Annotated in this window: 33 protein-coding genes; 27 read left to right on the forward strand and 6 right to left on the reverse strand. The window is 65.9% G+C overall.

Annotated elements, in window-relative coordinates; all coding sequences use genetic code 11:
* The first annotated feature begins 4 nt into the window (after nt 1–4).
* From rplB to M5E06_RS01905, 19 genes are all read left to right on the forward strand, one after another.
* The gene (gene rplB, locus M5E06_RS01815) at nt 5–832 is read left to right on the forward strand and encodes a 50S ribosomal protein L2 (RefSeq protein WP_098740492.1); all 828 of its coding nucleotides are present in this window, start codon (nt 5–7) and stop codon (nt 830–832) included.
* 12 nt (nt 833–844) lie between these two features.
* Nucleotides 845–1,123, forward strand: a complete 279-nt coding sequence (rpsS, locus tag M5E06_RS01820) for a 30S ribosomal protein S19 (RefSeq protein ID WP_012973209.1) — start codon at nt 845–847, stop codon at nt 1,121–1,123.
* A gap of 3 nt (nt 1,124–1,126) precedes the next feature.
* Nucleotides 1,127–1,522 carry a 50S ribosomal protein L22 gene (gene rplV / locus M5E06_RS01825; protein WP_012973210.1) on the forward strand — a complete coding sequence of 132 codons (396 nt, stop codon included), beginning with the start codon at nt 1,127–1,129 and terminating at the stop codon, nt 1,520–1,522.
* Nucleotides 1,522–2,271, forward strand: a complete 750-nt coding sequence (rpsC, locus tag M5E06_RS01830; RefSeq protein WP_085088119.1) for a 30S ribosomal protein S3 — start codon at nt 1,522–1,524, stop codon at nt 2,269–2,271. Before rplV ends, rpsC begins: the two co-directional genes overlap by 1 nt.
* A 12-nt stretch (nt 2,272–2,283) precedes the next feature.
* Nucleotides 2,284–2,715 carry a 50S ribosomal protein L16 gene (rplP, locus tag M5E06_RS01835; RefSeq protein WP_014246894.1) on the forward strand — a complete coding sequence of 144 codons (432 nt, stop codon included), beginning with the start codon at nt 2,284–2,286 and terminating at the stop codon, nt 2,713–2,715.
* Nucleotides 2,712–2,918 (forward strand): 50S ribosomal protein L29, encoded by a 207-nt coding sequence (gene rpmC, locus M5E06_RS01840; RefSeq protein ID WP_111065626.1) that lies wholly within the window; start codon nt 2,712–2,714, stop codon nt 2,916–2,918. Before rplP ends, rpmC begins: the two co-directional genes overlap by 4 nt.
* Before the next feature lie 12 nt (nt 2,919–2,930).
* Nucleotides 2,931–3,185: a 30S ribosomal protein S17 gene (gene rpsQ, locus M5E06_RS01845; RefSeq protein WP_042694099.1), complete on the forward strand. Its 255-nt coding sequence runs from the start codon at nt 2,931–2,933 to the stop codon at nt 3,183–3,185.
* A gap of 19 nt (nt 3,186–3,204) precedes the next feature.
* The gene (gene rplN, locus M5E06_RS01850) at nt 3,205–3,573 is read left to right on the forward strand and encodes a 50S ribosomal protein L14 (RefSeq protein WP_012973215.1); all 369 of its coding nucleotides are present in this window, start codon (nt 3,205–3,207) and stop codon (nt 3,571–3,573) included.
* On the forward strand, nt 3,573–3,890 hold the full coding sequence (rplX, locus tag M5E06_RS01855; RefSeq protein WP_014246896.1) for a 50S ribosomal protein L24: 318 nt from the start codon (nt 3,573–3,575) through the stop codon (nt 3,888–3,890). The genes rplN and rplX overlap by 1 nt, the downstream gene beginning before the upstream one ends.
* 10 nt (nt 3,891–3,900) lie before the next feature.
* A complete protein-coding gene (gene rplE, locus M5E06_RS01860) occupies nt 3,901–4,443 on the forward strand; it encodes a 50S ribosomal protein L5 (RefSeq protein ID WP_012973217.1) in 543 nt (180 codons plus the stop codon).
* Between the two features lie 15 nt (nt 4,444–4,458).
* A complete protein-coding gene (gene rpsN / locus M5E06_RS01865) occupies nt 4,459–4,764 on the forward strand; it encodes a 30S ribosomal protein S14 (protein WP_098740488.1) in 306 nt (101 codons plus the stop codon).
* Nucleotides 4,765–4,777: 13 nt separating this feature from the next.
* The gene (gene rpsH, locus M5E06_RS01870) at nt 4,778–5,176 is read left to right on the forward strand and encodes a 30S ribosomal protein S8 (RefSeq protein WP_109154400.1); all 399 of its coding nucleotides are present in this window, start codon (nt 4,778–4,780) and stop codon (nt 5,174–5,176) included.
* Between the two features lie 13 nt (nt 5,177–5,189).
* Nucleotides 5,190–5,723, forward strand: a complete 534-nt coding sequence (gene rplF / locus M5E06_RS01875) for a 50S ribosomal protein L6 (RefSeq protein WP_109154399.1) — start codon at nt 5,190–5,192, stop codon at nt 5,721–5,723.
* Nucleotides 5,724–5,728: 5 nt separating this feature from the next.
* On the forward strand, nt 5,729–6,091 hold the full coding sequence (gene rplR / locus M5E06_RS01880; protein WP_014246901.1) for a 50S ribosomal protein L18: 363 nt from the start codon (nt 5,729–5,731) through the stop codon (nt 6,089–6,091).
* A gap of 12 nt (nt 6,092–6,103) precedes the next feature.
* Nucleotides 6,104–6,673: a 30S ribosomal protein S5 gene (gene rpsE, locus M5E06_RS01885; RefSeq protein WP_014246902.1), complete on the forward strand. Its 570-nt coding sequence runs from the start codon at nt 6,104–6,106 to the stop codon at nt 6,671–6,673.
* 2 nt (nt 6,674–6,675) lie between these two features.
* Nucleotides 6,676–6,867 carry a 50S ribosomal protein L30 gene (rpmD, locus tag M5E06_RS01890; protein ID WP_014246903.1) on the forward strand — a complete coding sequence of 64 codons (192 nt, stop codon included), beginning with the start codon at nt 6,676–6,678 and terminating at the stop codon, nt 6,865–6,867.
* A 4-nt stretch (nt 6,868–6,871) separates the two neighbouring features.
* Nucleotides 6,872–7,357: a 50S ribosomal protein L15 gene (rplO, locus tag M5E06_RS01895; RefSeq protein ID WP_109154398.1), complete on the forward strand. Its 486-nt coding sequence runs from the start codon at nt 6,872–6,874 to the stop codon at nt 7,355–7,357.
* Between the two features lie 123 nt (nt 7,358–7,480).
* On the forward strand, nt 7,481–8,821 hold the full coding sequence (gene secY, locus M5E06_RS01900) for a preprotein translocase subunit SecY (protein ID WP_252136946.1): 1,341 nt from the start codon (nt 7,481–7,483) through the stop codon (nt 8,819–8,821).
* Nucleotides 8,821–9,468, forward strand: a complete 648-nt coding sequence (locus M5E06_RS01905; protein ID WP_109076315.1) for an adenylate kinase — start codon at nt 8,821–8,823, stop codon at nt 9,466–9,468. The genes secY and M5E06_RS01905 overlap by 1 nt, the downstream gene beginning before the upstream one ends.
* 86 nt (nt 9,469–9,554) lie before the next feature.
* On the opposite strand, the gene M5E06_RS01910 is transcribed toward M5E06_RS01905, so the two are convergent.
* The 3 genes from M5E06_RS01910 to M5E06_RS01920 form a co-directional block, all read right to left on the reverse strand.
* Nucleotides 9,555–10,322, reverse strand: coding sequence for a FadR/GntR family transcriptional regulator (locus tag M5E06_RS01910; RefSeq protein WP_252136947.1), 768 nt, complete (start codon nt 10,320–10,322; stop codon nt 9,555–9,557).
* Nucleotides 10,323–10,473: 151 nt separating this feature from the next.
* Complete coding sequence (locus M5E06_RS01915) at nt 10,474–11,391, reverse strand: DMT family transporter (RefSeq protein ID WP_252136948.1); 918 nt, start codon at nt 11,389–11,391, stop codon at nt 10,474–10,476.
* A 129-nt stretch (nt 11,392–11,520) separates the two neighbouring features.
* Nucleotides 11,521–12,210, reverse strand: coding sequence for an Aq_678 family protein (locus M5E06_RS01920; protein ID WP_252136949.1), 690 nt, complete (start codon nt 12,208–12,210; stop codon nt 11,521–11,523).
* 119 nt (nt 12,211–12,329) lie between these two features.
* On the opposite strand from M5E06_RS01920, the gene M5E06_RS01925 reads away from it, so the two are divergent.
* The 7 genes from M5E06_RS01925 (at nt 12,330) to M5E06_RS01955 (ending at nt 19,922) form a co-directional block, all read left to right on the forward strand.
* On the forward strand, nt 12,330–13,187 hold the full coding sequence (locus M5E06_RS01925) for an N-formylglutamate amidohydrolase (RefSeq protein WP_252136950.1): 858 nt from the start codon (nt 12,330–12,332) through the stop codon (nt 13,185–13,187).
* 25 nt (nt 13,188–13,212) lie between these two features.
* Complete coding sequence (locus M5E06_RS01930) at nt 13,213–14,361, forward strand: carboxylate-amine ligase (RefSeq protein WP_252138500.1); 1,149 nt, start codon at nt 13,213–13,215, stop codon at nt 14,359–14,361.
* A gap of 185 nt (nt 14,362–14,546) precedes the next feature.
* Nucleotides 14,547–15,869: an O-acetylhomoserine aminocarboxypropyltransferase gene (locus M5E06_RS01935; RefSeq protein WP_252136951.1), complete on the forward strand. Its 1,323-nt coding sequence runs from the start codon at nt 14,547–14,549 to the stop codon at nt 15,867–15,869.
* A 10-nt stretch (nt 15,870–15,879) separates the two neighbouring features.
* Complete coding sequence (locus M5E06_RS01940; RefSeq protein ID WP_252136952.1) at nt 15,880–16,695, forward strand: alpha/beta fold hydrolase; 816 nt, start codon at nt 15,880–15,882, stop codon at nt 16,693–16,695.
* Nucleotides 16,696–16,871: 176 nt separating this feature from the next.
* The gene (locus M5E06_RS01945) at nt 16,872–18,764 is read left to right on the forward strand and encodes a sensor histidine kinase (RefSeq protein ID WP_252136953.1); all 1,893 of its coding nucleotides are present in this window, start codon (nt 16,872–16,874) and stop codon (nt 18,762–18,764) included.
* A gap of 85 nt (nt 18,765–18,849) precedes the next feature.
* A complete protein-coding gene (gene queC, locus M5E06_RS01950; RefSeq protein WP_252136954.1) occupies nt 18,850–19,578 on the forward strand; it encodes a 7-cyano-7-deazaguanine synthase QueC in 729 nt (242 codons plus the stop codon).
* A gap of 110 nt (nt 19,579–19,688) precedes the next feature.
* Nucleotides 19,689–19,922, forward strand: a complete 234-nt coding sequence (locus tag M5E06_RS01955; RefSeq protein ID WP_109154389.1) for a hypothetical protein — start codon at nt 19,689–19,691, stop codon at nt 19,920–19,922.
* Between the two features lie 9 nt (nt 19,923–19,931).
* Here M5E06_RS01955 and M5E06_RS01960 read toward each other — a convergent pair whose 3' ends face one another.
* Together M5E06_RS01960 and M5E06_RS01965 are read right to left on the reverse strand one after the other, a co-directional pair.
* The gene (locus tag M5E06_RS01960) at nt 19,932–20,282 is read right to left on the reverse strand and encodes a cupin domain-containing protein (protein WP_252136955.1); all 351 of its coding nucleotides are present in this window, start codon (nt 20,280–20,282) and stop codon (nt 19,932–19,934) included.
* Nucleotides 20,283–20,294: 12 nt separating this feature from the next.
* Entirely contained in the window at nt 20,295–21,008 is a 714-nt protein-coding gene (locus M5E06_RS01965; RefSeq protein WP_252136956.1) for an HAD family hydrolase, read from the reverse strand.
* Between the two features lie 313 nt (nt 21,009–21,321).
* Here M5E06_RS01965 and M5E06_RS01970 point away from each other — a divergent pair, with 313 nt between their 5' ends.
* Nucleotides 21,322–21,534: a DUF1127 domain-containing protein gene (locus M5E06_RS01970; RefSeq protein WP_109076326.1), complete on the forward strand. Its 213-nt coding sequence runs from the start codon at nt 21,322–21,324 to the stop codon at nt 21,532–21,534.
* A 213-nt stretch (nt 21,535–21,747) separates the two neighbouring features.
* On the opposite strand, the gene M5E06_RS01975 is transcribed toward M5E06_RS01970, so the two are convergent.
* Nucleotides 21,748–22,884 carry a type III PLP-dependent enzyme gene (locus M5E06_RS01975; RefSeq protein WP_109076327.1) on the reverse strand — a complete coding sequence of 379 codons (1,137 nt, stop codon included), beginning with the start codon at nt 22,882–22,884 and terminating at the stop codon, nt 21,748–21,750.
* Between the last annotated feature and the right edge of the window lie 429 nt (nt 22,885–23,313).

Below are 23,313 nucleotides of genomic sequence, written 5' to 3' on the forward strand. Positions count from 1 at the left end.
TCCGATGGCTCTGAAGCAATACCGCCCGATTACTCCCTCGCTCCGCCAGCTGGTCATCGTCGACCGCTCGGAGCTGTGGAAGGGCAAGCCGGTCAAGACCCTCACCGAGGGCCTGACCAAGTCTGGTGGACGCAACAACACCGGCCGCATCACTGCGCGCCGGATGGGTGGCGGTCACAAGCGTACCTACCGTCTGGTGGACTTCAAGCGTCGCAAGTTCGACGTTCCGGCCACCGTCGAGCGGCTGGAATACGATCCGAACCGCACGGCCTTCATCGCGCTGATCAAGTACCAGGATGGGACCCTGTCCTACATCCTGGCGCCGCAGCGCCTGAAGGTCGGCGACACCGTGATCTCCGGCGAGCGCACCGACGTGAAGCCCGGCAACGCGATGCCGCTGAAGAACATCCCCGTCGGTTCGATCGTGCACAACGTCGAGCTGAAGGCCGGCAAGGGTGGTCAGGTGGCTCGTTCCGCCGGTACCTACCTGCAGCTGGTCGGCCGCGACGGCGGCTACGCCCAGCTGAAGCTGCCGTCCGGCGAGCTGCGCATGGTTCGTGGCGAGTGCATGGCCACCCTGGGTGCCGTGTCCAACCCGGACCAGATGAACACCAACCTTGGCAAGGCCGGTCGCAACCGCTGGCTGGGCAAGCGTCCGTCGGTCCGTGGCGTCGCCATGAACCCGATCGACCACCCGCACGGTGGTGGTGAGGGTCGCACCTCGGGCGGCCGTCATCCGGTCACGCCGTGGGGCAAGCCGACCAAGGGCAAGAAGACTCGTCACAACAAGAAGACGGATGGCCTGATCCTGCGCCGCCGTCATTCGAAGTAAGGAGGTCGAACGATGGCACGCTCCGTTTGGAAGGGCCCGTTCGTCGACGGCTATCTGCTGAAGAAGGCGGACAAGAGCCGGGCTTCGGGCCGCAACGAGATCATCAAGATCTGGTCGCGTCGTTCGACCATCCTGCCGCAGTTCGTCGGTCTGACGTTCGGCGTCTACAACGGCCACAAGTTCCTGCCGGTTCTGGTTACCGAGCACATGATCGGTCACAAGTTCGGCGAGTTCGCTCCGACGCGGACCTTCTATGGCCACGCGGCGGACAAGAAGGCGAAGAGGAAGTAAGCCATGGGCAAGTCTGCCAACCCCAGCCGGGTCGCGGAGAACGAGGCTCTGGCCCGCAATCCGATGATCCGCACCAGCCCGCGGAAGCTCAACCTCGTCGCCCAGCTCATCCGGAACATGGATGCCAGCCGTGCCGTGGCCGAGCTGACCTTCTCCAAGCGCCGCATCGCCGGCGAAGTGAAGAAGGTCCTGCAGGCCGCGATCGCGAACGCCGAGAACAACCACCAGCTCGACGTCGACCGTCTGTACGTGTCGTCGGCGACGGTCGGTCGCGCTCTGGTGATGAAGCGCTTCCATGCCCGTGCCCGCGGTCGTGGCGCCCGGGTCGAGAAGCTGTTCAGCAACCTGACGATCATCGTCCGCGAGCGTGACGCCGCCGTTGCCGAGGGGGCCGAGTAATGGGTCAGAAAATCAATCCGATCGGGCTGCGCCTCGGCATCAACCGGACCTGGGACAGCCGTTGGTTCGCCAAGCGCGACTACGCCAATCTGCTGCACCAGGACCTGAAGCTGCGTGGCTATCTGCAGGGTCGCCTGCAGCAGGCCGGTTGCTCGCGCGTCGTCATCGAACGTCCGGCCAAGAAGGCCCGCATCACCATCCACTCGGCCCGTCCGGGTGTGGTGATCGGCAAGAAGGGCGCGGACATCGAGAAGCTGCGTCTTGAGCTGTCGAAGATGACCGGCAGCGAGGTGAGCCTGAACATCGTCGAGATCCGCAAGCCGGAAATCGACGCTCGCCTCATCGCCGAGAACATCGCCAGCCAGCTCGAGCGCCGTGTGGCATTTCGTCGCGCCATGAAGCGCGCCGTGCAGTCCGCCATGCGTCTGGGCGCCCAGGGCATCCGGATCAACTGCTCGGGCCGTCTTGGCGGTGCGGAAATCGCCCGCATGGAGTGGTACCGCGAGGGCCGCGTGCCGCTGCACACCCTGCGCGCCGACATCGACTACGGTGTGGGCACCGCCAAGACCACCTACGGCACCTGCGGTGTCAAGGTGTGGGTGTTCAAGGGCGAGGTCATGGCTCATGACCCGATGGCGCAGGACAAGCGCATGGGTTCCGAGCCGGTGTCGACCGATGGCGAGCCGCGCCGCGATCGCCATGATCGTCGCGACCGTCGCGAGCGCTCCGAGCGCTCCGAACGCGAGTAAAGGGGCCGAGCGATGCTTTCTCCCAAGCGCACGAAATTCCGTAAGGCCCACAAGGGCCGCATCCACGGCAACGCCAAGGGCGGCACCGCCCTGAACTTCGGCTCCTTCGGCCTCAAGGCCCTGGAGCCGGAGCGCATCACCGCCCGTCAGATCGAGGCGGCCCGCCGCGCGATCACCCGTGCGATGAAGCGTCAGGGCCGCGTCTGGATCCGCATTTTCCCGGACCTCCCCGTCTCCACCAAGCCCGCCGAAGTCCGCATGGGTTCCGGTAAGGGTTCGCCGGAGTACTGGGCGGCCCGCGTGAAGCCCGGCCGCATCCTGTTTGAACTGGACGGCGTGCCGGCAGATGTGGCAAAAACCGCCTTCGCTCTGGCGGCCGCGAAGCTGCCGATCAAGGTGAAGCTGGTGACCCGCCTGGGCGGTGTCGAGGAGACCGCGGCATGAAGGCCGTAGACATTCGTACGAAGAGCGCGGATGAGCTGAACGATCAGCTCCTCCAGCTCAAGAAGGAACAGTTCAACCTGCGTTTCCAGAAGGCCTCCGGCCAGCTGGAGAACACCGCGCGGGTGAACACGGTGCGCCGCGACATCGCCCGCATCAAGACCATCATCGGCGAGCGCGCCCGCTCCGCCGACGCCGGCAAGTAAGGGGGATCATCCATGCCTCGCCGCGTTCTGCAGGGCACGGTGGTCAGCGACAAGTGCGACAAGACCGTTACGGTTCTTGTCGAGCGCCGTGTCATGCACCCCGTGTACAAGAAGTTCATTCGTCAGTCGAAGAAGTACGCCGCCCACGATGAGGGCAACCAGTTCAAGGTCGGCGATACCGTTTCGATCATCGAATGCCGCCCGATCTCGAAGTCCAAGCGTTGGACGGTCGTGACGGAGTCCGCCGCCGACAGCGGCGCCGCGTGATAACGAAAGGTCGTAAACAATGATCCAGATGCAAACCAACCTGGAAGTCGCCGATAACAGCGGGGCGCGCCGGGTGCAGTGCATCAAGGTGCTTGGCGGGTCCAAGCGGAAGGTCGCGACCGTGGGCGACGTCATCGTCGTCTCGGTCAAGGAGGCCATTCCGAAGGGCCGCGTCAAGAAGGGCGACGTGCATCGCGCCGTCATCGTCCGCACCGCGAAGGAACTGCGTCGGGAGGACGGGTCGGCGATCCGTTTCGACCGGAACGCCGCCGTGCTCATCAACAAGCAGGGCGAGCCGATCGGCACCCGTATTTTCGGGCCGGTCACTCGTGAACTGCGCGGCAAGAAGTTCATGAAGATCATCTCGCTGGCGCCGGAGGTGCTGTAATGGCCGCCAAGATCAAGACCAAGGACAAGGTCGTTGTCCTGACCGGCCGTGACAAGGGCAAGACCGGCGAGGTGTTGAAGGTTTTCCCCAAGGAGAACCGTGCCGTTGTGCAGGGCGTGAACGTGGTGAAGAAGCACCAGCGTGCCAGCGCCCGCTCGCAGGGTGGCATCATCGAGATGGAGGCGCCGATCAACGTCTCCAACCTCGCTCACGTCGATCCCAAGGATGGCAAGCCGACCCGCGTCGGTTTCAAGATCCTTGAGGATGGCCGCAAGGTGCGTGTCGCCAAGCGGTCCGGCGAAGTCATTGACCTGTGAGGACCCGGGCATGACCGCACGTTTGAAAGAAGTTTACGATTCCAAGATCCGCGCCGCTCTGAAGTCGGAATTCGGCTACAAGAACGACCTGGAAGTTCCGCGGATCGAGAAGATCGTGGTCAACATGGGTGTCGGCGAGGCTGTCGCCGACTCCAAGAAGATCCAGCTCGCCGTGGCCGAGATGGCCGCCATCACCGGTCAGAAGCCGGTGGTGACCAAGTCGCGCAAGTCGATCGCCCAGTTCAAGCTGCGCGAAGGCATGGCGATCGGCTGCAAGGTCACGCTCCGTCGCGACCGCATGTACGAGTTCCTGGATCGCCTGGTGACGATTGCGTTGCCGCGCGTCCGTGACTTCCGCGGTATCCCGGGTGACAGCTTTGACGGCCGTGGCAACTACGCCATGGGCGTCAAGGAGCAGATCATTTTCCCGGAGATCGATTACGACAAGATCGATCAAATCCGCGGCATGGACATCATCATCGTCACTTCGGCGAAGACCGACCAGGAAGCCAAGGCTCTCCTGAAGGGCTTCGACATGCCGTTCGTGAGCTGAGGCTGGAGCACGACCATGGCTAAGACCAGTGCCATCGAAAAGAACAAGCGTCGCGCCAAGCTGGCCAAGCAGTACGCGAACAAGCGTGCGCGCCTGAAGGCAATCGCGAACGACAAGGCCCTCCCGCCGGAAGAGCAATTCGCTGCCCGCCTCAAGCTGGCCGAACTGCCGCGCAACTCCTCGAAGGTGCGCATCCGGAACCGCTGCGAAATGACCGGGCGTCCGCGCGCGTTCTATCGCAAGTTCAAGCTGTCCCGCGTCACGCTCCGCGAACTGGCCTCTACCGGCCAGATTCCGGGCATGACGAAGTCGAGCTGGTAAGGAGGGTCCGAGAATGTCTTTGAGCGATCCGCTCGGCGATATGCTGACCCGCATCCGTAACGGTCAGCACGCCCGCATGTCCGTTGTGGTTTCCCCGGCGTCTAAGCTGCGCGTCAACGTCCTGGAAGTTCTGAAGCGTGAAGGCTTCATCCGCGGCTGGTCCGAGGAAGAACTGCGTCCGGGCGTCAAGAACCTGAAGATCGAGCTGAAGTACCACGAAGGCGAGCCTGTCATTAAGCAGATCGGCCGTGTGTCCAAGCCCGGCCGTCGCGTGTACTCGAAGATCGCCGACCTGCCCCGTGTCTACAACGGGCTTGGTCTGTCGATCCTGTCGACCCCGCGTGGCGTGATGTCGGACAATGAGGCCCGCGCCGCCAACGTCGGCGGCGAAGTCCTCTGCCGCGTGTTCTAAGGGGGATTGGCAGATGTCGCGCATTGGCAAGCATCCCGTGCCGGTCCCGGCTGGCGTCGACGTGAAAGTCGACGGTCAGCAGGTCACGGCCAAGGGCAAGCTGGGGCAACTCAGCATGACCCTGATCGACGACATCACCGCCTCGCTGGAAGACGGCAAGGTGGTGGTGAAGCCGGCAAACGACAGCAAGCGCGCCCGCGTCATGTGGGCGACCTCGCGCACCCTGATCAACAACATGGTCACCGGTGTCAGCCAGGGCTACACGATTAATCTCGAGATCAACGGCGTCGGTTACCGCGCGGCCGTGCAGGGCAAGGAGCTGGTTCTCCAGCTCGGCTTCTCGCACGACGTGAAGTACCCGATCCCGGAAGGCATCACGATCAAGTGCGACAAGCCGACGGCCATCTCGGTCAGCGGCTACGACAAGCACAAGGTCGGCCAGGTTGCCGCCGAGATCCGCGGTTGGAAGAAGCCGGAGCCCTATAAGGGCAAGGGCATCAAGTACGAGACCGAAACCGTCCTGCGCAAGGAAGGTAAGAAGAAGTAACCGCCATGCTGAAGCCAAAGCAACTCCACGAGCGCCGCAAGCAGCGCGTGCGCGCGCAGATTGCCAAGAAGGCCGGCGGGCGCGTTCGCCTCTCGGTCTTCCGGTCCAATCTGCACATCTACGCCCAGATCATCGACGACGAAAACGGCAAGACGCTCGCGTCGGCCTCGTCGCTCGAGAAGGAGCTGCGCGAGCAGCTCAAGCACGGCGGCAACGTCGATGCTGCCAAGCGCATCGGCGAGCTGATCGCCGAACGCGCCAAGGCCGCTGGGATTACCGAGGTCGTGTTCGATCGCGGTGGTTACATTTACCATGGCCGGGTCAAGGCCCTGGCCGACGCCGCCCGTGAGGGCGGGCTGTCGTTCTAAGGAGGCCCGGATATGGCACGTGAACGTGGGGAGCGGGACAACCGCGACCGGCAGCCGCGCGAGCGGGAAGAAAGCGAGCTGATCGAAAAGCTCGTCGGCATCAACCGCGTCGCCAAGGTCGTCAAGGGTGGTCGTCGCTTCGGCTTCGCCGCTCTGGTCGTCGTTGGCGACGGCAAGGGTCGCGTCGGCGTCGGCTCGGGCAAGGCCCGTGAAGTCCCGGAAGCCATCCGCAAGGCGACCGATCAGGCCAAGCGCGGCATGATCCGTGTTCCGCTGCGCGAAGGCCGTACGCTGCATCATGACACCAACGGCCACTTCGGTGCCGGCAAGGTCGTGCTGCGGGCCGCTCCGGCCGGTACCGGCATCATCGCCGGTGGTCCGATGCGCGCGATCTTCGAGGCTCTCGGCGTCGCTGACGTCGTGACCAAGTCGATCGGCACGTCGAACCCGCACAACATGATCAAGGCGACGTTCGACGCCCTGACCCAGGTCACCAGCCCGCGGTCCGTCGCGGCGCGTCGCGGTCGTCGCGTGAGCGACATCCTCGGCCGTCGTGAGGCCGGCGCCGGACAGGAGGCCTGATCATGGCGGAGAAGAAGACCGTCGTCGTGACCCAGATCGGCAGCCCGATCGGCCGCAAGCACGACCAGCGCGAGACGCTGGTCGGTCTGGGTCTCAACAAGCTGCACCGGACCCGCGAGCTGGAGGACACTCCGGCCGTGCGGGGCATGATCGCCAAGGTCGCGCACCTGGTCCGCGTCGAGAACGAGGGCTGAGATCATGACCAAGCTTAATGACCTGCGTGACAACGCCGGTGCCCGCAAGGCGCGCATGCGCGTCGGTCGCGGTATCGGTTCGGGCAAGGGCAAGACCGCTGGCCGCGGCGTGAAGGGTCAGACCTCGCGCACCGGCGTGGCGATCAACGGCTTCGAAGGCGGGCAGATGCCTCTGCACCGCCGCCTGCCGAAGCGTGGTTTCCGGAACATCTTCGCCAAGGAATACTCGGTGGTTAACCTGGGCATGATCCAGAAGGCCATCGACCTGGGCAAGCTGAACGCCGCCGAGACCATCGATGCCGCGGCGCTCAACGCCGCCGGTGTGACCGGCAAGGTGAAGAAGGACGGTGTCCGTCTGCTGGGCAAGGGCGAGCTGACCGCGAAGGTTTCCTTCACGGTTGCCGGCGCGTCCAAGTCGGCGATCGAGGCCGTCGAGAAGGCGGGTGGCAGCGTCACGCTGACCGCTCCCGCCGCCGAAGCCGCCGAGTAAAGTTCCGCGACAAGCCTGCGCTTGCGCGCGGGCTTTCGTGGCACTACAAAAAGCGAAGTCGCGAGGGGCGGCCTGCGTCATGCAGTGCCGCCCCGTTCGCGCTTACGGGACAGGGATTGGACCATGGCATCAGCGGCCGAGCAGCTTGCCGCCAACATCAATTTCGGGGCTTTCTCCAAGGCGACCGAGCTGAAAAAGCGGATTTGGTTCACCTTGGCGGCCCTGATCGTCTACCGGTTGGGCACTTATATCCCGATTCCGGGCATCGATCCGCACATCCTGCAGGACGTGTTCAAGCAGCAGGGCAGCGGCATCCTGGGCATGTTCGACATGCTGGCCGGCGGCGCGCTGCACCGCATGACCATCTTCGCGCTCAACATCATGCCGTACATCTCGGCGTCGATCATCGTGCAGCTGCTGACCGCCGTGTCGCCGCAGATGGAGGCGATGAAGAAGGAAGGCGAGGCCGGGCGCAAGAAGCTGAACCAGTACACCCGATTCGGCACGGTGGCCCTCGCCACGGTTCAGGCCTACGGCCTTGCGGTCGGTCTCGAGTCGATGCGCGGCTCCACGGGAGCGGCTGTGCTCGACCCGGGCCTGTTCTTCCGCGTCGCCACGGTCATCACGCTGGTCGGCGGCACCATGTTCCTGATGTGGCTGGGCGAGCAGATCACCGCCCGCGGCATCGGCAACGGCACCTCGCTGATCATCTTCGCCGGCATCGTCGCGGAACTGCCGCGCGCGCTGGTCAACACGCTGGAACTCGGCCGTCAGGGCGCACTGTCGACCGTCTTCATCATCCTGATGCTGCTGATGGCCGTCGGCGTGGTGTTCTTCATCGTCTTCATGGAACGGGCTCAGCGCCGTCTGCTGGTGCAGTACCCGAAGCGACAGGTCGGCAACCGGGTGTTCGGCGGCGAAGCGTCGCACCTGCCGCTGAAAATGAACACCGCCGGCGTCATTCCGCCGATCTTCGCGTCCTCGCTTCTGCTGCTGCCGCTGACCGCGGTGGGCTTCGCCGGCGGCGAGGGGCCGGAGTGGCTGCAGGCGGTGTCGCGCTACGTCGCGCACGGCACGCCGCTCTATATGCTGCTTTACGCCTCGCTGATCGTGTTCTTCTGCTTCTTCTACACCGCGATCGTCTTCAATCCGACGGAGACGGCCGAGAACCTGCGCAAGTATGGCGGTTTCATTCCGGGCATCCGTCCGGGCAAGAACACCGCCGACCACATCGACTATGTGCTGACGCGGTTGACGGTCATCGGCTCCGCCTACCTTGTGGCGGTTTGTCTCCTCCCCGAAATCCTGATATCCCAGCACTCGGTTCCGTTTTATTTTGGCGGCACCAGCCTGCTGATCGTGGTCACCGTCACGATGGACACGGTCGCGCAGATTCATTCCCACCTGCTGGCTCACCAGTATGAGGGATTGATCAAGAAATCTAAGCTTCGGGGGAGAAAGTAATGAACCTCATACTGCTCGGTCCGCCGGGCGCCGGGAAGGGGACCCAGGCGCGCCGTCTGGAAGACACTCGTGGTCTGGTGCAGTTGTCGACCGGCGACATGCTCCGCGCCATGGTGGCGGAAGGCGGGCCGCTTGGGCAGCAGGCGAAGGAGATCATGGCCGCCGGCAAGCTGATGCCGGACGAGCTGATGGTCAGCATGATCGCCGAGCGCATTTCGAAGCCGGACGTGAAGAACGGCTTCATCCTCGACGGCTTCCCGCGCACCGTGGCCCAGGCCGAGGCGCTCGACAAGATGCTCGACGAGAAGGGCCTGAAGCTCGACCATGTGATCGAGATGCGGGTGGTCGACGACGTGCTGGTGGAACGCATCACCGGCCGTTACACCTGCGCCAAGTGCGGCAAGGGCTATCACGACAGCTTCGAGAAGCCGAAGGTCGAGGGCGTCTGCGACGTCTGCGGCAGCACCGAGTTCAAGCGGCGCGCCGACGACAATGCGGAGACGGTGACCACCCGTCTGGCCCAGTACCATCAGCAGACGGCGCCGATCCTGCCCTATTACCAGGGTCGCGGCGTGCTGAAGGTGGTGGACGGCATGGCCGACATCGATGAGGTGACCAAGCAGATCGAGACGATCCTCGCCAGCTGAGGATCGCCGCCGGTCGGATGTGAAAAGGCCGCAGTCTCCTTCGGGAGGCTGCGGCCTTTTTTCATGGTCGGGGCGGAATGCGGAGATCAGGCGCCGGCGGCGTCAGGGGAGGGTGGGGTGCCCACCTGGACCGCCGGCTCATCGGTCATGGTGCGGTAGCGCGCCAGAATCCAGCCGAGATGCGCGGTGACGGCATTGGCCGCGGCGTCGGGGTCGCGCCGGGCGATGGCCTGATGAATGGCGCGGTGGTGCTCGATCATCAGCGCCTCATGGTTTTCCATGAAGGGCTCGGTGTGCTTCATCTCGACCATGTTGCCGAGGATGTCGCGGATGGTCGACAGCAGGTGGAGATAGACCGGGCTGCCCGACGCCTGGGCGACGGCGACGTGGAAATCCATGTCGTCGGCCGCGCGTCCGCCGTCGCGGTTGGTTTCGCTCATCGCCGCCAGGATGCGGCCGATGGTGTCGATCTGCTCCTGCGTTGCGCGTTCGGCGGCACGGCGGGCGGCCCAGCTTTCCAGGGCCATACGGATCTCGACGAGGTCACACAGGTTCTGGTGGGTGCTGCGCACCATGGTGGTGAGGGCACCGTCCATCACGCCGGCCGACGATACCACGCGGGTCCCGCCGCCCTGGACTGCGGTGAGGAATCCCTGGGTCTTCAGCTTCTGCAGCGCGGCGCGGACGGACACCCGGCTGACATGCAGCTGTTCGGCCAGCTGGCGTTCGCCCGGCAGGCGCTCCCCCGGCACCAGCTCGCCACGCGCGATGCGGTCGAGAAGCTGTTGGGCCACCCACTCCGAAATGCGCTGCGAGGAGGAGGGGACGTGAGCGCTGTCGTCGGTGCCGGACACGGGTTGTTCCCCTTTGGTCGGAAGGCGGTTCATCGATGATCGGTCCTACCGGTAACGGTCCCCGCGGGTGCGGTCAATGGGGCACAGGCACACTGCGGCGCCTTGCCCGCGGGGCGGAAAAACATGGCGGCGATGGTGCGGCGCCGACGGCTCAACGGCCGCCGGGGCGAGCCATCAGAATGCCCGCCAGGATCACCGCGGCACCGATCGCCTGCAAGGGTCCCAGGGGTTCGTTCAGCAGGATCCAGGCGAGGATTGCCGCCGCCGCCGGCTGCAGCAGGAGGCTGAGCGACGAGAAGGAGGCCGGCAGGTGGGCCAGCGCGTAGGCGATCAGGCTCTGGCCGCAGGCATGGCTGAACAGGGCGAGGCCGGCCAGCACCGCCCAGCCATTTGCGCTCGTCGGAAGCATGGCTTCGCCGTCATACAGGCCGATCGGCAACAGAACGGCGGCGGATATGGCGCCGCTCCAGGTCATGATGGTCGCGGTGGAGAACTCGGCGCGCAGCCGCCCGACCGACAGGATGTAGCCGGCATAGAATCCCGCGGTCAGCAGACCGAGCGCATCGCCGAACAGGTGGTCGGCGTTGAGCTGGAAACTTTGGCCCATCAGCACGATGGCACCGGCCAGCGCCAGCAGCATGCCGAGGACGAACCGGCCGGTGATCCGTTCCTTGAACAGGAACCATGCGGCCGGCGCCACATATAGCGGGGCAAAGTTGGCCAGCAGCGTGGAATTGGCGACGGACGTGTAGCGGATCGACGTGTGCCAAATCGCAAGGTCGCCGGCGAAGAACAGCCCGGCGAGCGACAGGCGCGCATAGTCCGAAAGCGAGGAGGGGCGCCGGCTGGCCCGTCCGCCCCGCTGCCGCGATTCGCTGGCCATCCACAGCGCCAGGACTGGCGTCGCCAACGCCGTGCGCCAGAAGCCGGTGGCGACCGGACCGACCTCCGACAGCCGCACGAAGATGGGCGCGAAGGCGATGCCCAGGGCGCCGATCAGCAGCGCGATCAGGGCGATGCGCTGCGTCCGGTACAGATGGTCGGCGGTGAAAGCACTGGCGTCTGGCATGGACCGCTTATATCCGCCGTCCCACCGCCGGGCCAGCGGGACGCAAGTCATGGCTGCCGTGCGTCTCCGCAATTCCCCTGGAGGCTGCCGGATGGGCGGTCAGGCTGGCCTTTCCGGCCGCGGTGCCGATCAGCGCGGCCGGATGCGGCGAAGCGAAACCGTCTCGTCGTCCTCGGCGCTGTAGTCGTCATAATGGACCGGGCAGCGGCCGTCCTTGCGCGGCTTGTCCTTCACCGTCGCCGGATACCAGTCTCCCTTCCACTGGACCTCCACCCGCATGCCGGGCTGGCACAGCGACGCGCCGGCCTGATAACCGGCGTTGGGGGCCGACGTCATCGGCGCCTGGGCGGCGCCCGGCGGGATGGGGCTCAGCATCGGCGCCGCTGCGGGTGCGGGGGCCGGCTTCTCCTGATCGCAGAAGGCGGTGCAGACGCGCTTGGCGACCACCTGCCCACCGCAGCTTCCGCCGAAACAGTCGCGATAGTCGGCCTCGCACCGCGCTTCGCAGCTGCTGTTGCCGCAGGAATAGGAGCGGTCGAAATCGCTCACCGACTTCTTGATCGGCTTCTTCTCCGCCTGCTGGCGGTTGACATAAGACTGATACTCGTAGAGGGCCCGCGACCGTGCCTCGTTCACGCAGGCCTGCTGCGACATGCCGCAATTCTGACGGCAGTAATTGCGGTTCTGCTGACATTGGTTGACGCAGAGCCGGCCTTCGGCCGAGCTTGGCGGGACAAGGCTGTATTGCGTCTCGTAAACGGGTCCGCAAGCGCTGAGCAGCGCCATCACGGCAAGGCAGAGGGTGAGCAGGCGAAGCATGCGGGGCGTCTTCCGGGTCGGTTCGCGCGGAGAAGGAACTGGAGCGTATCAGCTTACCGTTCGGGCTACCACCATCGGCCGCGCTTCCGCCCGGCGCAGCGGTTGCGCTAGTGTGGCATATGGCCTCATCACCTACCGAACATCGCCAGCCCGTCACCGCTCCCGCACCGGCGCCCCGAGCGGCGGCGCCTCTGCTGGGTCCGAACGATCCGCCGCCGGCGACCACGCTGAACCCGGATGCCAGCGGGCCGCTGCTGCTGGTGTGCGACCATGCTTCGCGTGCAATTCCCGCGTCACTCGGCGACCTCGGTTTGCCGGAGGAACAGCTCTGCCGTCACATCGCCTACGACATCGGCGCGGCGGAGGTGACGCGGCGGCTGGCCGACCGCTTCGGCGCCACCGCGGTGCTGTCCGGTTTCTCCCGTCTGGTGATCGACCCTAATCGTGCGATCCAGGACCCCACGGCGATTCCGGTGGTCAGCGACGACGTGGTGATTCCCGGCAACCGCGCGCTCGATGCCGAGGCCCAGGCCCAGCGGGTGGAGGCGCTGTTCAAGCCCTATCACGCCGCGGTGGCGGCCGCCGTCTCGGCGATCCGCACCCGTGGACAGGTGCCGGTGCTGGTCTCGGTCCACAGCTTCACGCCGGCCATGCGCGGTGTGGCGCGGCCCTGGCATATCGGCGTGCTGTGGGACAACGATCCGCGCCTGCCGGTGCCGCTGATCGAGGCGCTGAAGGCCGACGGCCGCTGGTGCGTCGGCGACAACCAGCCCTATTCCGGCCGCGGCACGCTGGGCGGGACTGTGGAGACCCACGCGACGCCCGCGGGTTATCCCAATGTCCTGCTGGAGGTTCGGCAGGACCTGATCGCCACGCCGGAGGGTGCCGAGCTGTGGGCGCAGGTGATCGGCGATGCGCTGGAACCGCTGCTGTCCCTGCCTTCGCTGGCGACCATCCATCATTATCCGCGGGCCTGAACACCGAATGGAAAGCGCCGTGCCAATGAATAGCGCCGCGACCGAACCGTCCTTCACCCTCGGCCTGGAAGAGGAATATCTGCTGGTCGACCGCGGCACGCGCGACATCGTGCCCAGCCCGCCGGACGAGATGCTGGAAGCGTGCCAGGAACAGGCGCCCGGCCGCATCCATCCGGAATTCCTGCGCTGCCAGATCGAGGTGGGAACACCGGTCTGCAGGACGCTCGGCGAGGCGCGGACCGAGCTGGCGGCTCTGCGCGCCACGGTGGCCGGGGTGGCCGACCGCTATGGGCTGGCGCCGATCGCCGCCTCCACCCATCCCTTCGCCGCGTGGGAACCGCAGAAGCACACCAACCGCGACCGCTACAACATGCTGGCCCGCGATCTGGGGGCGCCGGCCCGCCGGCTGATGATCTGCGGCATGCATGTCCATGTCGGGATCGAGGACGACGACCTGCGCATCGACCTGATGAATCAGGTCCGCTATTTCCTGCCGCATCTGCTGGCGCTGTCGACCTCCTCGCCCTTCTGGCGCGGGCGCGACATGGAGCGCCGGTCCTACCGACTCAGCGTCTGGCACGAACTGCCGCGCACCGGCATGCCCGCCGGCTTCCAGAGCTTCGGCGAGTATCAGAGCCATGTGGCGGTGCTGGTGAATGCCGGGGTGATCGAGGATGCCAGCAAGCTGTGGTGGGACATCCGACCGTCCTCGCGATTCCCGACGCTGGAGATGCGCATCACCGACATTTGCACCCGTCTGGACGATGCGGTGACGGTGGCGGCGCTGTATCGCTGCCTGCTGCGCATGCTGTGGCGGCTGAAGCTGCGCAATGTGACGTGGCGGCCCTACAAGAACCTGCTGATCGAGGAAAACCGCTGGCGCGCCCAGCGCTATGGACTGGACAGCGGGCTGGTCGATTTCGGGCAGGGCCGCATCGTGCCCTATGCCGACCTGCTGGACGAGATCATCGACCTGACCCGCGAGGATGCGGAGCAGTTCGGCTGCACCGCAGAGGTCGAACGGGCGCGCGAGATCATCAAGCGCGGCACCAGCGCCCATCGGCAGATCGAGATCTTCCAGGCGGCGCGCGCCGACGGCGCCGACGAGGACGAAGCGCTGCGCCGGGTGGTGGACTGGCTGGCGGAGGAGACGATGGTGGGGGTGGCGACCTGAGGGATACGGCTTCGGCGCCGCCCCTCCCAACCGCCTTGACGCGCGCGTCATGTCTCCATACGCTTCCGCACCGTCGATGCCGCTGGAATGCGGGTTGAACAGGGCTGGCAAATAAAAAGCTGAAAAGCGAAGAGGGCCGCTCCATCACAGGCGGCCCTCTTCCAACATCAAGGGGAGGGAGTAGCATGGCCGGCGCCAAGTTCCTGAAGTTCGACACGCAGAGCCTGCATGCGGGGCAAAGGCCCGATCCGGCGACCGGGGCGCGGGCGGTTCCGATCCATCTGACTTCCTCCTACGTCTTCAGCGACGTCGATCAGGCGGCGGCCCTGTTCAATCTGGAACGGCCGGGCCACATCTATTCGCGCATCTCCAACCCCACCGTCGCGGTGCTGGAGGAGCGGCTGGCGACGCTGGAAGGCGGGGTGGGCGCCGTCTGCACCGCCAGCGGACAGGCGGCGCTGACGCTCGCCATCATGACGCTGATGGGGGCGGGCGGGCACATCGTCGCCTCCTCCTCCATCTATGGCGGCAGCCGCAACCTGTTGGCCTATACGCTGCCGCGGTTCGGCATCACCACGACCTTCGTCCATCCGCGCGACCTCGACGGCATCCGCGCGGCGATCCGTCCGGAAACCCGCCTTGTCTTCGGCGAGGTGCTGGGCAATCCGGGGCTGGAGGTTCTGGACGTGCCGAAGGTCGCGGCCATCGCCCATGAGGCCGGGATCCCGCTGCTGATCGACTCGACCTTCACCACCCCCTATCTCTGCCGCCCGTTCGAGCATGGCGCCGATCTGGTCATGCATTCCTGCACCAAGTGGCTGGGCGGGCACGGCACCGCCATCGGCGGTGTGGTGATCGACGGCGGCCGGTTCGATTGGGAGGCCTCGGGCAAGTTCCCGACCCTGACCGAGCCCTATGCCGGCTATCACGGCATCGACTTCGCCGAGGAATACGGTCCGGCCGCCTTCATCGCCCGCGCCCGTGCCGAAGGCTTGCGCGATTTCGGCGCCTGCATGAGCCCGATGAACGCCTTCCAGATCCTGCAGGGCGTGGAAACGCTGCCGCTGCGGATGAAGGCGCACATCCACAACACCCGCAAGATCGTCTGCTTCCTGGAAGGGGAGCTGAATGCGGAGAAGGGGGCGGTCGCCTGGGTCTCCTACCCGGAACTGGTGGACCATCCCGACCACGCCCTGGCCGCCCGGTTGCTGCCGCATGGCGCCGGTTCCATCATCTCCTTCGGCATCCGGCCCGGCGCGCATGGCGGCCGCGAGGCCGGGCGCCGTTTCATCGAGTCGCTGAGCCTGTTCTCGCATCTCGCCAATGTCGGCGACGCCAAGTCTCTGGTGATCCATCCGGCCAGCACCACCCATGCCCAGCTGGATGCGGAGGCGCTCGCCGCTGCCGGGGTGGGGGAGGACATGATCCGCCTGTCCATCGGGCTGGAGGATTGCGAAGACCTGATCGACGACCTGAAGCAGGCGCTGCGCGCCGCCACCAAGGGCTGAGGGCCGCGCCATGCAGCTGACCGTCAACGGAACCCCCGTCTTCGTCCACACCGGCGGCCGGGACATCGATTCCGCGCGCCCCGCAATCGTGCTGATCCACGGCGCCGGCATGGACCACAGCGTGTGGAGCCTGCAAAGCCGTTATCTCGCCCACCATGGCCGCTCGGTTCTGGCGGTCGATCTGCCGGGACATGGCCGCTCCGGTGGCGAGCCGCTGGGCAGCATCGCCGCCATTGCCGATTGGGTGATCGCCCTGCTGGATGCCGCCGGACTGGAGCGGGCGGCGCTGGTCGGTCATTCCATGGGCGCGCTGGTGGCGTTGGACGCCGCCGCCCGCCATGGCGGACGGGTGGAGGCAATCGCTCTGCTGGGCATCGCGGAGCGGATGCCGGTACATCCGGACCTGCTGGCCGCCGCCCATGCCGGCGAACAGTCCGCCATCGATATGGTGATCGGCTGGGGCCACGGTCCGCGTGGCCATGGCGGCGCCCAGGGTGGCGGTTGCCCGATCCCGGGGCTGGCGCTGATCCCCGGTGGGCGCCGGCTGATGGCGTCGGTTCGTCCGGGCGTGCTGGGTGTCGATCTGGCCGCCTGCAACGACTATGGACAAGGGGCCGGTGCCGCCGAGGCGGTCGACTGCCCGGCGCTGTTCCTGCTGGGGGCGCTCGACAAGATGACTCCGGCAAAGGCCGGCCGGTCGCTGGCGGCCCGCGTCAAGACTTCGCAGGTCGTCGTCCTGCCGCAGACCGGACACATGGTGATGACCGAAGCTCCCGATGCAGTGCTGGAGGCGCTGACATCCTTCCTGTCCTTGCGCCGGGGATAAGGGCGCCGGGAATAAGAGTTTCAGTGTCGAAATCAATGGCCCGGAGTCGGGTTAATCCTGACATGAACCATTGATGACCTCTGATTACTCTGCATGGCGGGATTGAAGCCATCCCGCCATTTGCAGCAGGTTCGGGGGGTATCATCTTGCAGGATGGCGAGCATCGCGCGACCGCAATGGCTGTCGGCGCCCTGTTCCGCGATTGCCGGGAAGTCGTCGCGCTGCTGTCGGCCGACGGGTGCGTGCTCCGCATCAGCGACGCCGTCATGGATCTGCTGGGCCACCCTTCGGACATGCTGACCGGCACGTCGTTCGACGGCCATATTCATCCCGACGATGTGGAGGAGGCGCGGCACCGGTTCCAACTGCGCGCGGCGGCCCCGGCCGGCAGCAGTGGCCGCGCCGTTTTCCGTTTTCGCCATGCCGATGGCGGCTGGCGCTGGCTGGAAGTCACCACCCGCAACGAGTTGGCCGATCCGGCCATCGGCGGACTGGTGCTGACCGTCCGCGACATCAGCCACCACATCGCCCTGTCGGAACGCCTGCGGGCCAGCGAAGCGCGCTACCGCACATTGGCGGAGGCGGTGCCGGTCGGCATCCTGCAGGCCGATGCCGACGGTCAGGTGCTGTTCGCCAATGCCCGGCTTGCCGGCATCACCGGGCTGGAGCCTGACCGGCTGCTCGGCGGTGGCTGGCTCGACGCCGTCCATCCCGACGACCGGGCTCGGGTGGCGGCGGACTGGCGGCTGGACGCGACCGGCGATCCGGCGCCGACCGATTTCCGCTTCCACGACTCCGACGGGGCCGGCGTCGACCGGCGGGTGCTGTGCCAGCGCATGGCCCTGGAGGATGGCGGCACCATCGCCACCATCACCGACGTCAGCGAATATGTGCACACCGCCAACGCCCTGCGCCTGTCGGAGGCGCGCAACGAGGCGATCCTCGACACCGCGGCCGAGGCGATCCTGACCATCGACGAGGCCGGCGTGCTGCACAGCTTCAACAGGGCGGCGGAGGCGATGTTCGGTGTTGCGGCCGGGGATCTGCTGTGGCGCCCTCTCGACCGCCTGATCCCGCTGACGGATCTGCGGGAGGAGGGCGGCGTCCGGCTAAAGTTCGCGCCCGGCCAGACCACCGCGCTGATCGCCCGTGACCGTGCGGCGGAGGCGGAGCGCGCCGACGGCACCCGCTTTCCCGTGGAGTTGTCGGTCAGCGCCAGCGAGGTGGAGGGTCGGAGGCTCTACACCGCCATTCTCCGCGACGTCACCGAACGCCGCCGGACGGAGGCCGAGTTGCTGGCGGCCAAGGACGCGGCGGAGGCGGCCGACCGCGCCAAATCCACCTTCATCGCGGCGATGAGCCACGAATTGCGCACCCCGCTGAACGCGGTGATCGGCTTCTCCCAGCTTTTGGAGGCGCAGTCCGGGCGATCGGTTGGCGACGCGGAGCGGAACGATCAGATGCGCGATTGTGTCGGCGCGATCCGTCAGGCCGGCGAACAGCTGTTGGCGATCATCGACGACATCCTCGACATGGCCCGCGTCGATGCCGGCGGGCTGTCCTTGACCGAAGCGCCCGTTGATTTGTCGGCGGTCGTCGACCGGGCCGTGGCAGATCTGCACTTTCACGCCACCCGTCAGAGTGTGACGGTCGAGGTGGTGGCCGATGGCGGGCTGCCGTCGATTCGTGGCGACCAACGGCGCCTGATCCAGGCGCTGGGCAATTTGCTGTCCAACGCGATCAAATTCAGCCATCCGTGGGATACCGTCACCTTGACGGCTGCATTGGCCGCCGACGGCTGGGTCGAGCTTTCGGTGCGGGACCGGGGTGTCGGCATGCGACCGGAGGACATTGCGAAAGCCCTGACACCCTTCGCCCAGCTTGACCAAGGTCCCACACGCCGTCACGAGGGCGTCGGACTCGGACTGCCGCTGGCGTCCCGTCTGGTGGAGGCCCATGGTGGGACACTCACGCTGGACAGCGCGCTGGGGCAGGGCTGTACCGCCACAATCCGGCTGCCGCCGTCGCGCATCATGACCGTCGCCGAGGTGCTGGCGGCGATGTCCTGATCTGGTCTGCGCTGCCCGGATGTGTCAGAAGCTGCCGCATAGGGTCCACCCGGCGGACGGATGGCGAAGGAAAGGCAGGTGTGCGATGGCGGATCAGGACAAGTCAAAGCCGGCGGTGGTGCTGGTCAGCGGCGGACTCGACTCGACGACGGTGCTCGCCATCGCCAAGGCCGAGGGCTACCGGGTCAACGCCTTGAGCTTCCGCTACGGCCAGCGTCATTCGGTGGAGCTGGAGGCGGCGCGGCGGGTGGTCGCGGCGATGGGGGTGGAGCGGCATGTGATCGCCGACATCGACCTGCGCGCCTTCGGCGGCTCCGCGCTGACCGATGCCATCGACGTGCCGAAGCACGACAGTGCCGCCGATCTGGCGGCCGGGCTGGGGGAGGGCATCCCGGTCACCTATGTGCCGGCGCGCAACACCGTCTTCCTGTCCTTCGCGCTGGCCTGGGCGGAAACGCTGGGGGCGTCCGACCTGTTCATCGGCGTCAACGCCCTGGACTACTCCGGCTATCCTGACTGCCGTCCCGAATACATCGCCGCCTTCGAGACGCTGGCGAACCTCGCCACCAAGGCGGGGGTGGAGGGCACCAGCCGGTTCAAGATCCATGCGCCGCTGATGCAGATGGACAAGGCCGCCATCGTCCGCCGCGGGCTGGCGCTGGGGGTCGACTACAGCCTCACCCATTCCTGCTACGATCCGACGCCGGAGGGGCTGTCCTGCGGCGCCTGCGACAGCTGTCTGTTGCGCCTGAAGGGCTTTTCCGAAGCCGGAACGACCGATCCAATCCGTTACGTCAGCGGAACGAATAAGTAATCCCGTCCGGCCGCTTCTGGTCCTTCGCGGCGAAAATCCCGACTTGCCCAACAAGATAAAATTTTATATAAAAGTATATAGATTTGTTCGGGACGACGAGGGAGCGCAAGATGGCTGCCACCTCCTGGATGGGACCGCGGCTGAGCGGCCGTGCAGCACGGGCGGTGCTGCGCGAGCATCGCCGCGCCAACGCCCGCAAGCGCGGCTGGTCGCGTGACATCGCCCGCCTGATGCTGGTCGCCTCCGTCCTGGTGCTGGGCGTTCTGGCGGTGGAGATCGGACGCAAGGCCGTCACCATCCTCAGCCACGGCGCCGCCCAGCATTCAATCGAGATCGTCGGCTGACGACTTGGCTCAGGGCAGGACCACCACATAGCGCTTGGTGGTGACCTCGACCACCGTCCAGCTTCCCGTGAAGCCCGGTTCGATAACGAAACGGTCCCCGGCTTTCAAGGTCCAGGAGCGGCCGTCGTCATGGGCGACGACGCTTTCGCCCTCCAGGATCTCGCAATATTCCCACTCGTCATAGACGATGCGCCAGGATCCGGGCGTCGACCGCCATGTGCCTGCGAACCGCTTGCCGTCCTCCGACTCGTAGCCGTTCCAGGTGGTGAAGACCGGTGACCCGGCCAGGATGCGGTCGGCGGCCGGGGCGCCGGTTTCCGGCGTGATGCCGTCGAGGTCAGGCAGCATGGACAGGGTCATCGAAGGTCCTTCTCACCAGTCGGCCAGCAGCGCCGGCAGGTCGCGGATCGAGTCCAGCCGGCGGTAGTGATCGTCGGGCACCTCCGCCTCCTCATGCGCCCAGGTGATGGCATAGGGGATGTGGACGGCGTGGGCACCGGTGGCCAGCACCGGCAGGATGTCCGAGCGTACCGAATTGCCGACCATCAGGAAACGGGCCGGATCGATGCCGTGGCGGTCCATCACCCGCCGGTAGGTGGCCGGGTCCTTCTCGCTGACGATCTCCACCGCGTGGAACAGCTCCGACAGGCCGGAGCGCGCGATCTTGCTTTCCTGGTCGAACAGGTCGCCCTTGGTGATCAGAACCAGCCGGTGGCGGCCGGCCAGCGTCTCCACCACCTCCGCCACGCCGGGCAGCAGTTCCACCGGATGCTCCAGCATCGCCTTGCCGAAGTCGATCAGGCTCTGCAGGTCGCGGGCCGGGACGTGGCCGTCGGTGACGGCAATCGCCGTCTCGATCATCGACAGCACGAAGCCCTTGATGCCGTAGCCATAGACGCGGAGGTTCGCCCGCTCCGCTTCCAGCAGGCGGCGGTCGAGGTCGGTAGGGTCCGCAGCATGAGCCAGCAGGCTGCGGAAGCGGTCCTGCGTCATCGAAAACAGCGATTCATTGTGCCAGAGCGTGTCGTCGCCATCGAAGCCGATGGTGTCGAAGGTCTGGCCGGCGGGGGTGAGGGGGCTGTTCATGAACCTATCCACTGGTCCGCTGAATTGATCCGTAAGTAAAACAATACATCGCCCAAGTAGGTTGGCCTTGTCCAGTGGCTGTCGATGCAGGGGTCCATTATTGTCAGCGTAGCGAACCGTAAGTATCCGCAATGACGCTTTTGCCACAGATCGGTGACATTCCATGGCGAGTTCTTCGCTGCCTGCAAAGCGGGCATGTTGCCGCCGGGGGTGGCAACATGGCTCGAAGGAGCGTAATTATATTTCCACACAAGGAGGACGTGATCGCCGACCGGCGGACCCTCCATAACAAGACATCTCAGGAATCTCCATCATGGCAACCCTTCTGCATTCGGCCGAGACCGGCCGCAGCACCTCCACCTTTGCCCATGTCGTCGAAGTGGCGTCGAACATGCTGGGCCTGTGGCGCCAGCGCATCGTGACCCGCCGCGAGCTGGGCTATCTGGACGACCGTATGCTCCAGGACATCGGCTTCAGCCGCCTGGATGCCGAGCGCGAGATGTCGAAGCCGTTCTGGCGCGAATGAGCGCTTGCACGCCGGCCGGCGAACGCACCGGAAAAGGCCGTTTCCGTTGATCGGAAACGGCCTTTTTCTTTGTCCGGTGCTTGGATTGTCCAAAAGTCAGGCTGCATAGAAAAGCGGCTGCCGGAAAGGAAAAGCCCGCCGCCGGTGGAACCGGCAGGCGGGCTTTTTCTTGGACCGAGTCCGGAAGGGGCAGGGTGTCGCCCTGCCGTCTCCTCAGATGCAGTAGTGGTGCAGCGGCGCGAAGCCGTTGAAGCAGACGGCCGAGTAGGTCGTGGTGTAGGCGCCGGTGGCATGGATGCGCACGCGGTCGCCGGCCTTCAGACCCATCGGCATCTTGTAGTCGGCACGCTCGTACAGCACGTCGGCGCTGTCGCAGGTCGGGCCGGCCAGGATCACCGCCTCGCGGTCGTCTTCCTGCTCGTCGCCCAGCACCTCGATCGGGTACTGGATCGCCTCGTCCATCGTCTCGGCCAGACCGCCGAACTTGCCGATGTCCAGATAGACCCAGCGCTTGGGATCCTCGGCCGACTTGCGCGACACCAGGACCACTTCGCTCTCGATGATGCCGGCGCTGCCGACCATGCCGCGACCCGGCTCCACGATGGTCTCCGGCAGGTGATTGCCGAAGTGGGTGCGCAGCGAGTCGAAAATCGCCTGGCCGTAGGCGGTGCATTCCGGCACGTCGGTGCGGTAGCGGGTGGGGAAGCCGCCGCCCAGGTTGATCATGCCCAGATCGACGCCCAGCACCTCAAGCTCGCGGAACAGCTGCGCCACCTGGAAGATGGCGTGGTCCCACTGCATCAGGTCCTTCTGCTGCGAGCCGACATGGAAGGACACGCCATAGGGCTGCACGTCCATGTCGCGGGCCTTCAGCAGCAGGTCACGGGCCATCGGCAGGTCGCAGCCGAACTTGCGCGACAGCGGCCATTCGGCGCCCTCGCCCGAGGTCAGGATGCGGCAGAACACGCGGGCGCCGGGGGCGGCGCGCTCGATCTTCTCCAGTTCCGGCTCGCTGTCGAAGGCGAACAGGCGCACGCCCAGTTCATAGGCGCGGCGGATGTCGCTTTCCTTCTTGATGGTGTTGCCGAAGGAAATGCGCTCCGGGGTGGCGCCGGCGGCCAGCGCCATCTGGATTTCCGGGACCGAGGCGCAGTCGAAGGCGGAGCCGAGACGGGCCAGCAGGCTGAGGATTTCCGCGGCCGGGTTCGCCTTCACCGCATAGAAGATGCGGGCATCGGGCAGGGCGTCGTGCAGATCGTTGTAGTTCTGCTCGACCACGTCCAGATCGATGACGAGGCAAGGGGTCTGCGGGCGCTGCTCTTCGAAAAAGCGCGCAATCTTCTGGGTCATCTCAGTCTCCTGGGACGCAAGATGATGGAACGGAAAGGGCGAAGTCGGGGGGACGGAGCGGCCGGGCGGGCCGATCAGCAACTGAAAAAGCTGATCAGGCGCTCAGGCCGCCAATACTGGATTGCCCCGTACAGAACCCTGTTCTGTCCGTATGGTCCAGGAGCGGCAGATTTCGGAGACGGGTGAGCACGCGCCCACCCACAACAACATCAACCATCGTAACCTCCAAGTCGCCGCCTTGTTTAAGGGACGGTCGGGGATCACGCGTTACGTCGTTGCATAACCACATCTCGGAGACGCCGAGGGGCGGGCCAGCGGCACGTGCGCTTGCGAGTTCGCGTTACATAGATCCAACGCGATCGAATGCAAAGTGAAAAATGCCGTGTGCCCCAAAAAAGTGGCAGACCGTTTGGCAGGCGGAAAAACCGG

The organism is Azospirillum sp. A1-3, assembly GCF_023806445.1.
Classification (GTDB): Bacteria; Pseudomonadota; Alphaproteobacteria; order Azospirillales; family Azospirillaceae; genus Azospirillum.

Coding starts and splice junctions, on each gene's coding strand:
- rplB (WP_098740492.1), top strand. CDS start 5: ATGGCTCTGAAGCAATACCGCCCGATTACTCCCTCGCTCCGCCAGCTG.
- rpsS (WP_012973209.1), top strand. CDS start 845: ATGGCACGCTCCGTTTGGAAGGGCCCGTTCGTCGACGGCTATCTGCTG.
- rplV (WP_012973210.1), top strand. CDS start 1,127: ATGGGCAAGTCTGCCAACCCCAGCCGGGTCGCGGAGAACGAGGCTCTG.
- rpsC (WP_085088119.1), top strand. CDS start 1,522: ATGGGTCAGAAAATCAATCCGATCGGGCTGCGCCTCGGCATCAACCGG.
- rplP (WP_014246894.1), top strand. CDS start 2,284: ATGCTTTCTCCCAAGCGCACGAAATTCCGTAAGGCCCACAAGGGCCGC.
- rpmC (WP_111065626.1), top strand. CDS start 2,712: ATGAAGGCCGTAGACATTCGTACGAAGAGCGCGGATGAGCTGAACGAT.
- rpsQ (WP_042694099.1), top strand. CDS start 2,931: ATGCCTCGCCGCGTTCTGCAGGGCACGGTGGTCAGCGACAAGTGCGAC.
- rplN (WP_012973215.1), top strand. CDS start 3,205: ATGATCCAGATGCAAACCAACCTGGAAGTCGCCGATAACAGCGGGGCG.
- rplX (WP_014246896.1), top strand. CDS start 3,573: ATGGCCGCCAAGATCAAGACCAAGGACAAGGTCGTTGTCCTGACCGGC.
- rplE (WP_012973217.1), top strand. CDS start 3,901: ATGACCGCACGTTTGAAAGAAGTTTACGATTCCAAGATCCGCGCCGCT.
- rpsN (WP_098740488.1), top strand. CDS start 4,459: ATGGCTAAGACCAGTGCCATCGAAAAGAACAAGCGTCGCGCCAAGCTG.
- rpsH (WP_109154400.1), top strand. CDS start 4,778: ATGTCTTTGAGCGATCCGCTCGGCGATATGCTGACCCGCATCCGTAAC.
- rplF (WP_109154399.1), top strand. CDS start 5,190: ATGTCGCGCATTGGCAAGCATCCCGTGCCGGTCCCGGCTGGCGTCGAC.
- rplR (WP_014246901.1), top strand. CDS start 5,729: ATGCTGAAGCCAAAGCAACTCCACGAGCGCCGCAAGCAGCGCGTGCGC.
- rpsE (WP_014246902.1), top strand. CDS start 6,104: ATGGCACGTGAACGTGGGGAGCGGGACAACCGCGACCGGCAGCCGCGC.
- rpmD (WP_014246903.1), top strand. CDS start 6,676: ATGGCGGAGAAGAAGACCGTCGTCGTGACCCAGATCGGCAGCCCGATC.
- rplO (WP_109154398.1), top strand. CDS start 6,872: ATGACCAAGCTTAATGACCTGCGTGACAACGCCGGTGCCCGCAAGGCG.
- secY (WP_252136946.1), top strand. CDS start 7,481: ATGGCATCAGCGGCCGAGCAGCTTGCCGCCAACATCAATTTCGGGGCT.
- M5E06_RS01905 (WP_109076315.1), top strand. CDS start 8,821: ATGAACCTCATACTGCTCGGTCCGCCGGGCGCCGGGAAGGGGACCCAG.
- M5E06_RS01915 (WP_252136948.1), bottom strand. CDS start 11,391: ATGCCAGACGCCAGTGCTTTCACCGCCGACCATCTGTACCGGACGCAG.
- M5E06_RS01920 (WP_252136949.1), bottom strand. CDS start 12,210: ATGCTTCGCCTGCTCACCCTCTGCCTTGCCGTGATGGCGCTGCTCAGC.
- M5E06_RS01925 (WP_252136950.1), top strand. CDS start 12,330: ATGGCCTCATCACCTACCGAACATCGCCAGCCCGTCACCGCTCCCGCA.
- M5E06_RS01930 (WP_252138500.1), top strand. CDS start 13,213: ATGAATAGCGCCGCGACCGAACCGTCCTTCACCCTCGGCCTGGAAGAG.
- M5E06_RS01935 (WP_252136951.1), top strand. CDS start 14,547: ATGGCCGGCGCCAAGTTCCTGAAGTTCGACACGCAGAGCCTGCATGCG.
- M5E06_RS01940 (WP_252136952.1), top strand. CDS start 15,880: ATGCAGCTGACCGTCAACGGAACCCCCGTCTTCGTCCACACCGGCGGC.
- M5E06_RS01945 (WP_252136953.1), top strand. CDS start 16,872: ATGGCTGTCGGCGCCCTGTTCCGCGATTGCCGGGAAGTCGTCGCGCTG.
- queC (WP_252136954.1), top strand. CDS start 18,850: ATGGCGGATCAGGACAAGTCAAAGCCGGCGGTGGTGCTGGTCAGCGGC.
- M5E06_RS01955 (WP_109154389.1), top strand. CDS start 19,689: ATGGCTGCCACCTCCTGGATGGGACCGCGGCTGAGCGGCCGTGCAGCA.
- M5E06_RS01960 (WP_252136955.1), bottom strand. CDS start 20,282: ATGACCCTGTCCATGCTGCCTGACCTCGACGGCATCACGCCGGAAACC.
- M5E06_RS01965 (WP_252136956.1), bottom strand. CDS start 21,008: ATGAACAGCCCCCTCACCCCCGCCGGCCAGACCTTCGACACCATCGGC.
- M5E06_RS01970 (WP_109076326.1), top strand. CDS start 21,322: ATGGCAACCCTTCTGCATTCGGCCGAGACCGGCCGCAGCACCTCCACC.
- M5E06_RS01975 (WP_109076327.1), bottom strand. CDS start 22,884: ATGACCCAGAAGATTGCGCGCTTTTTCGAAGAGCAGCGCCCGCAGACC.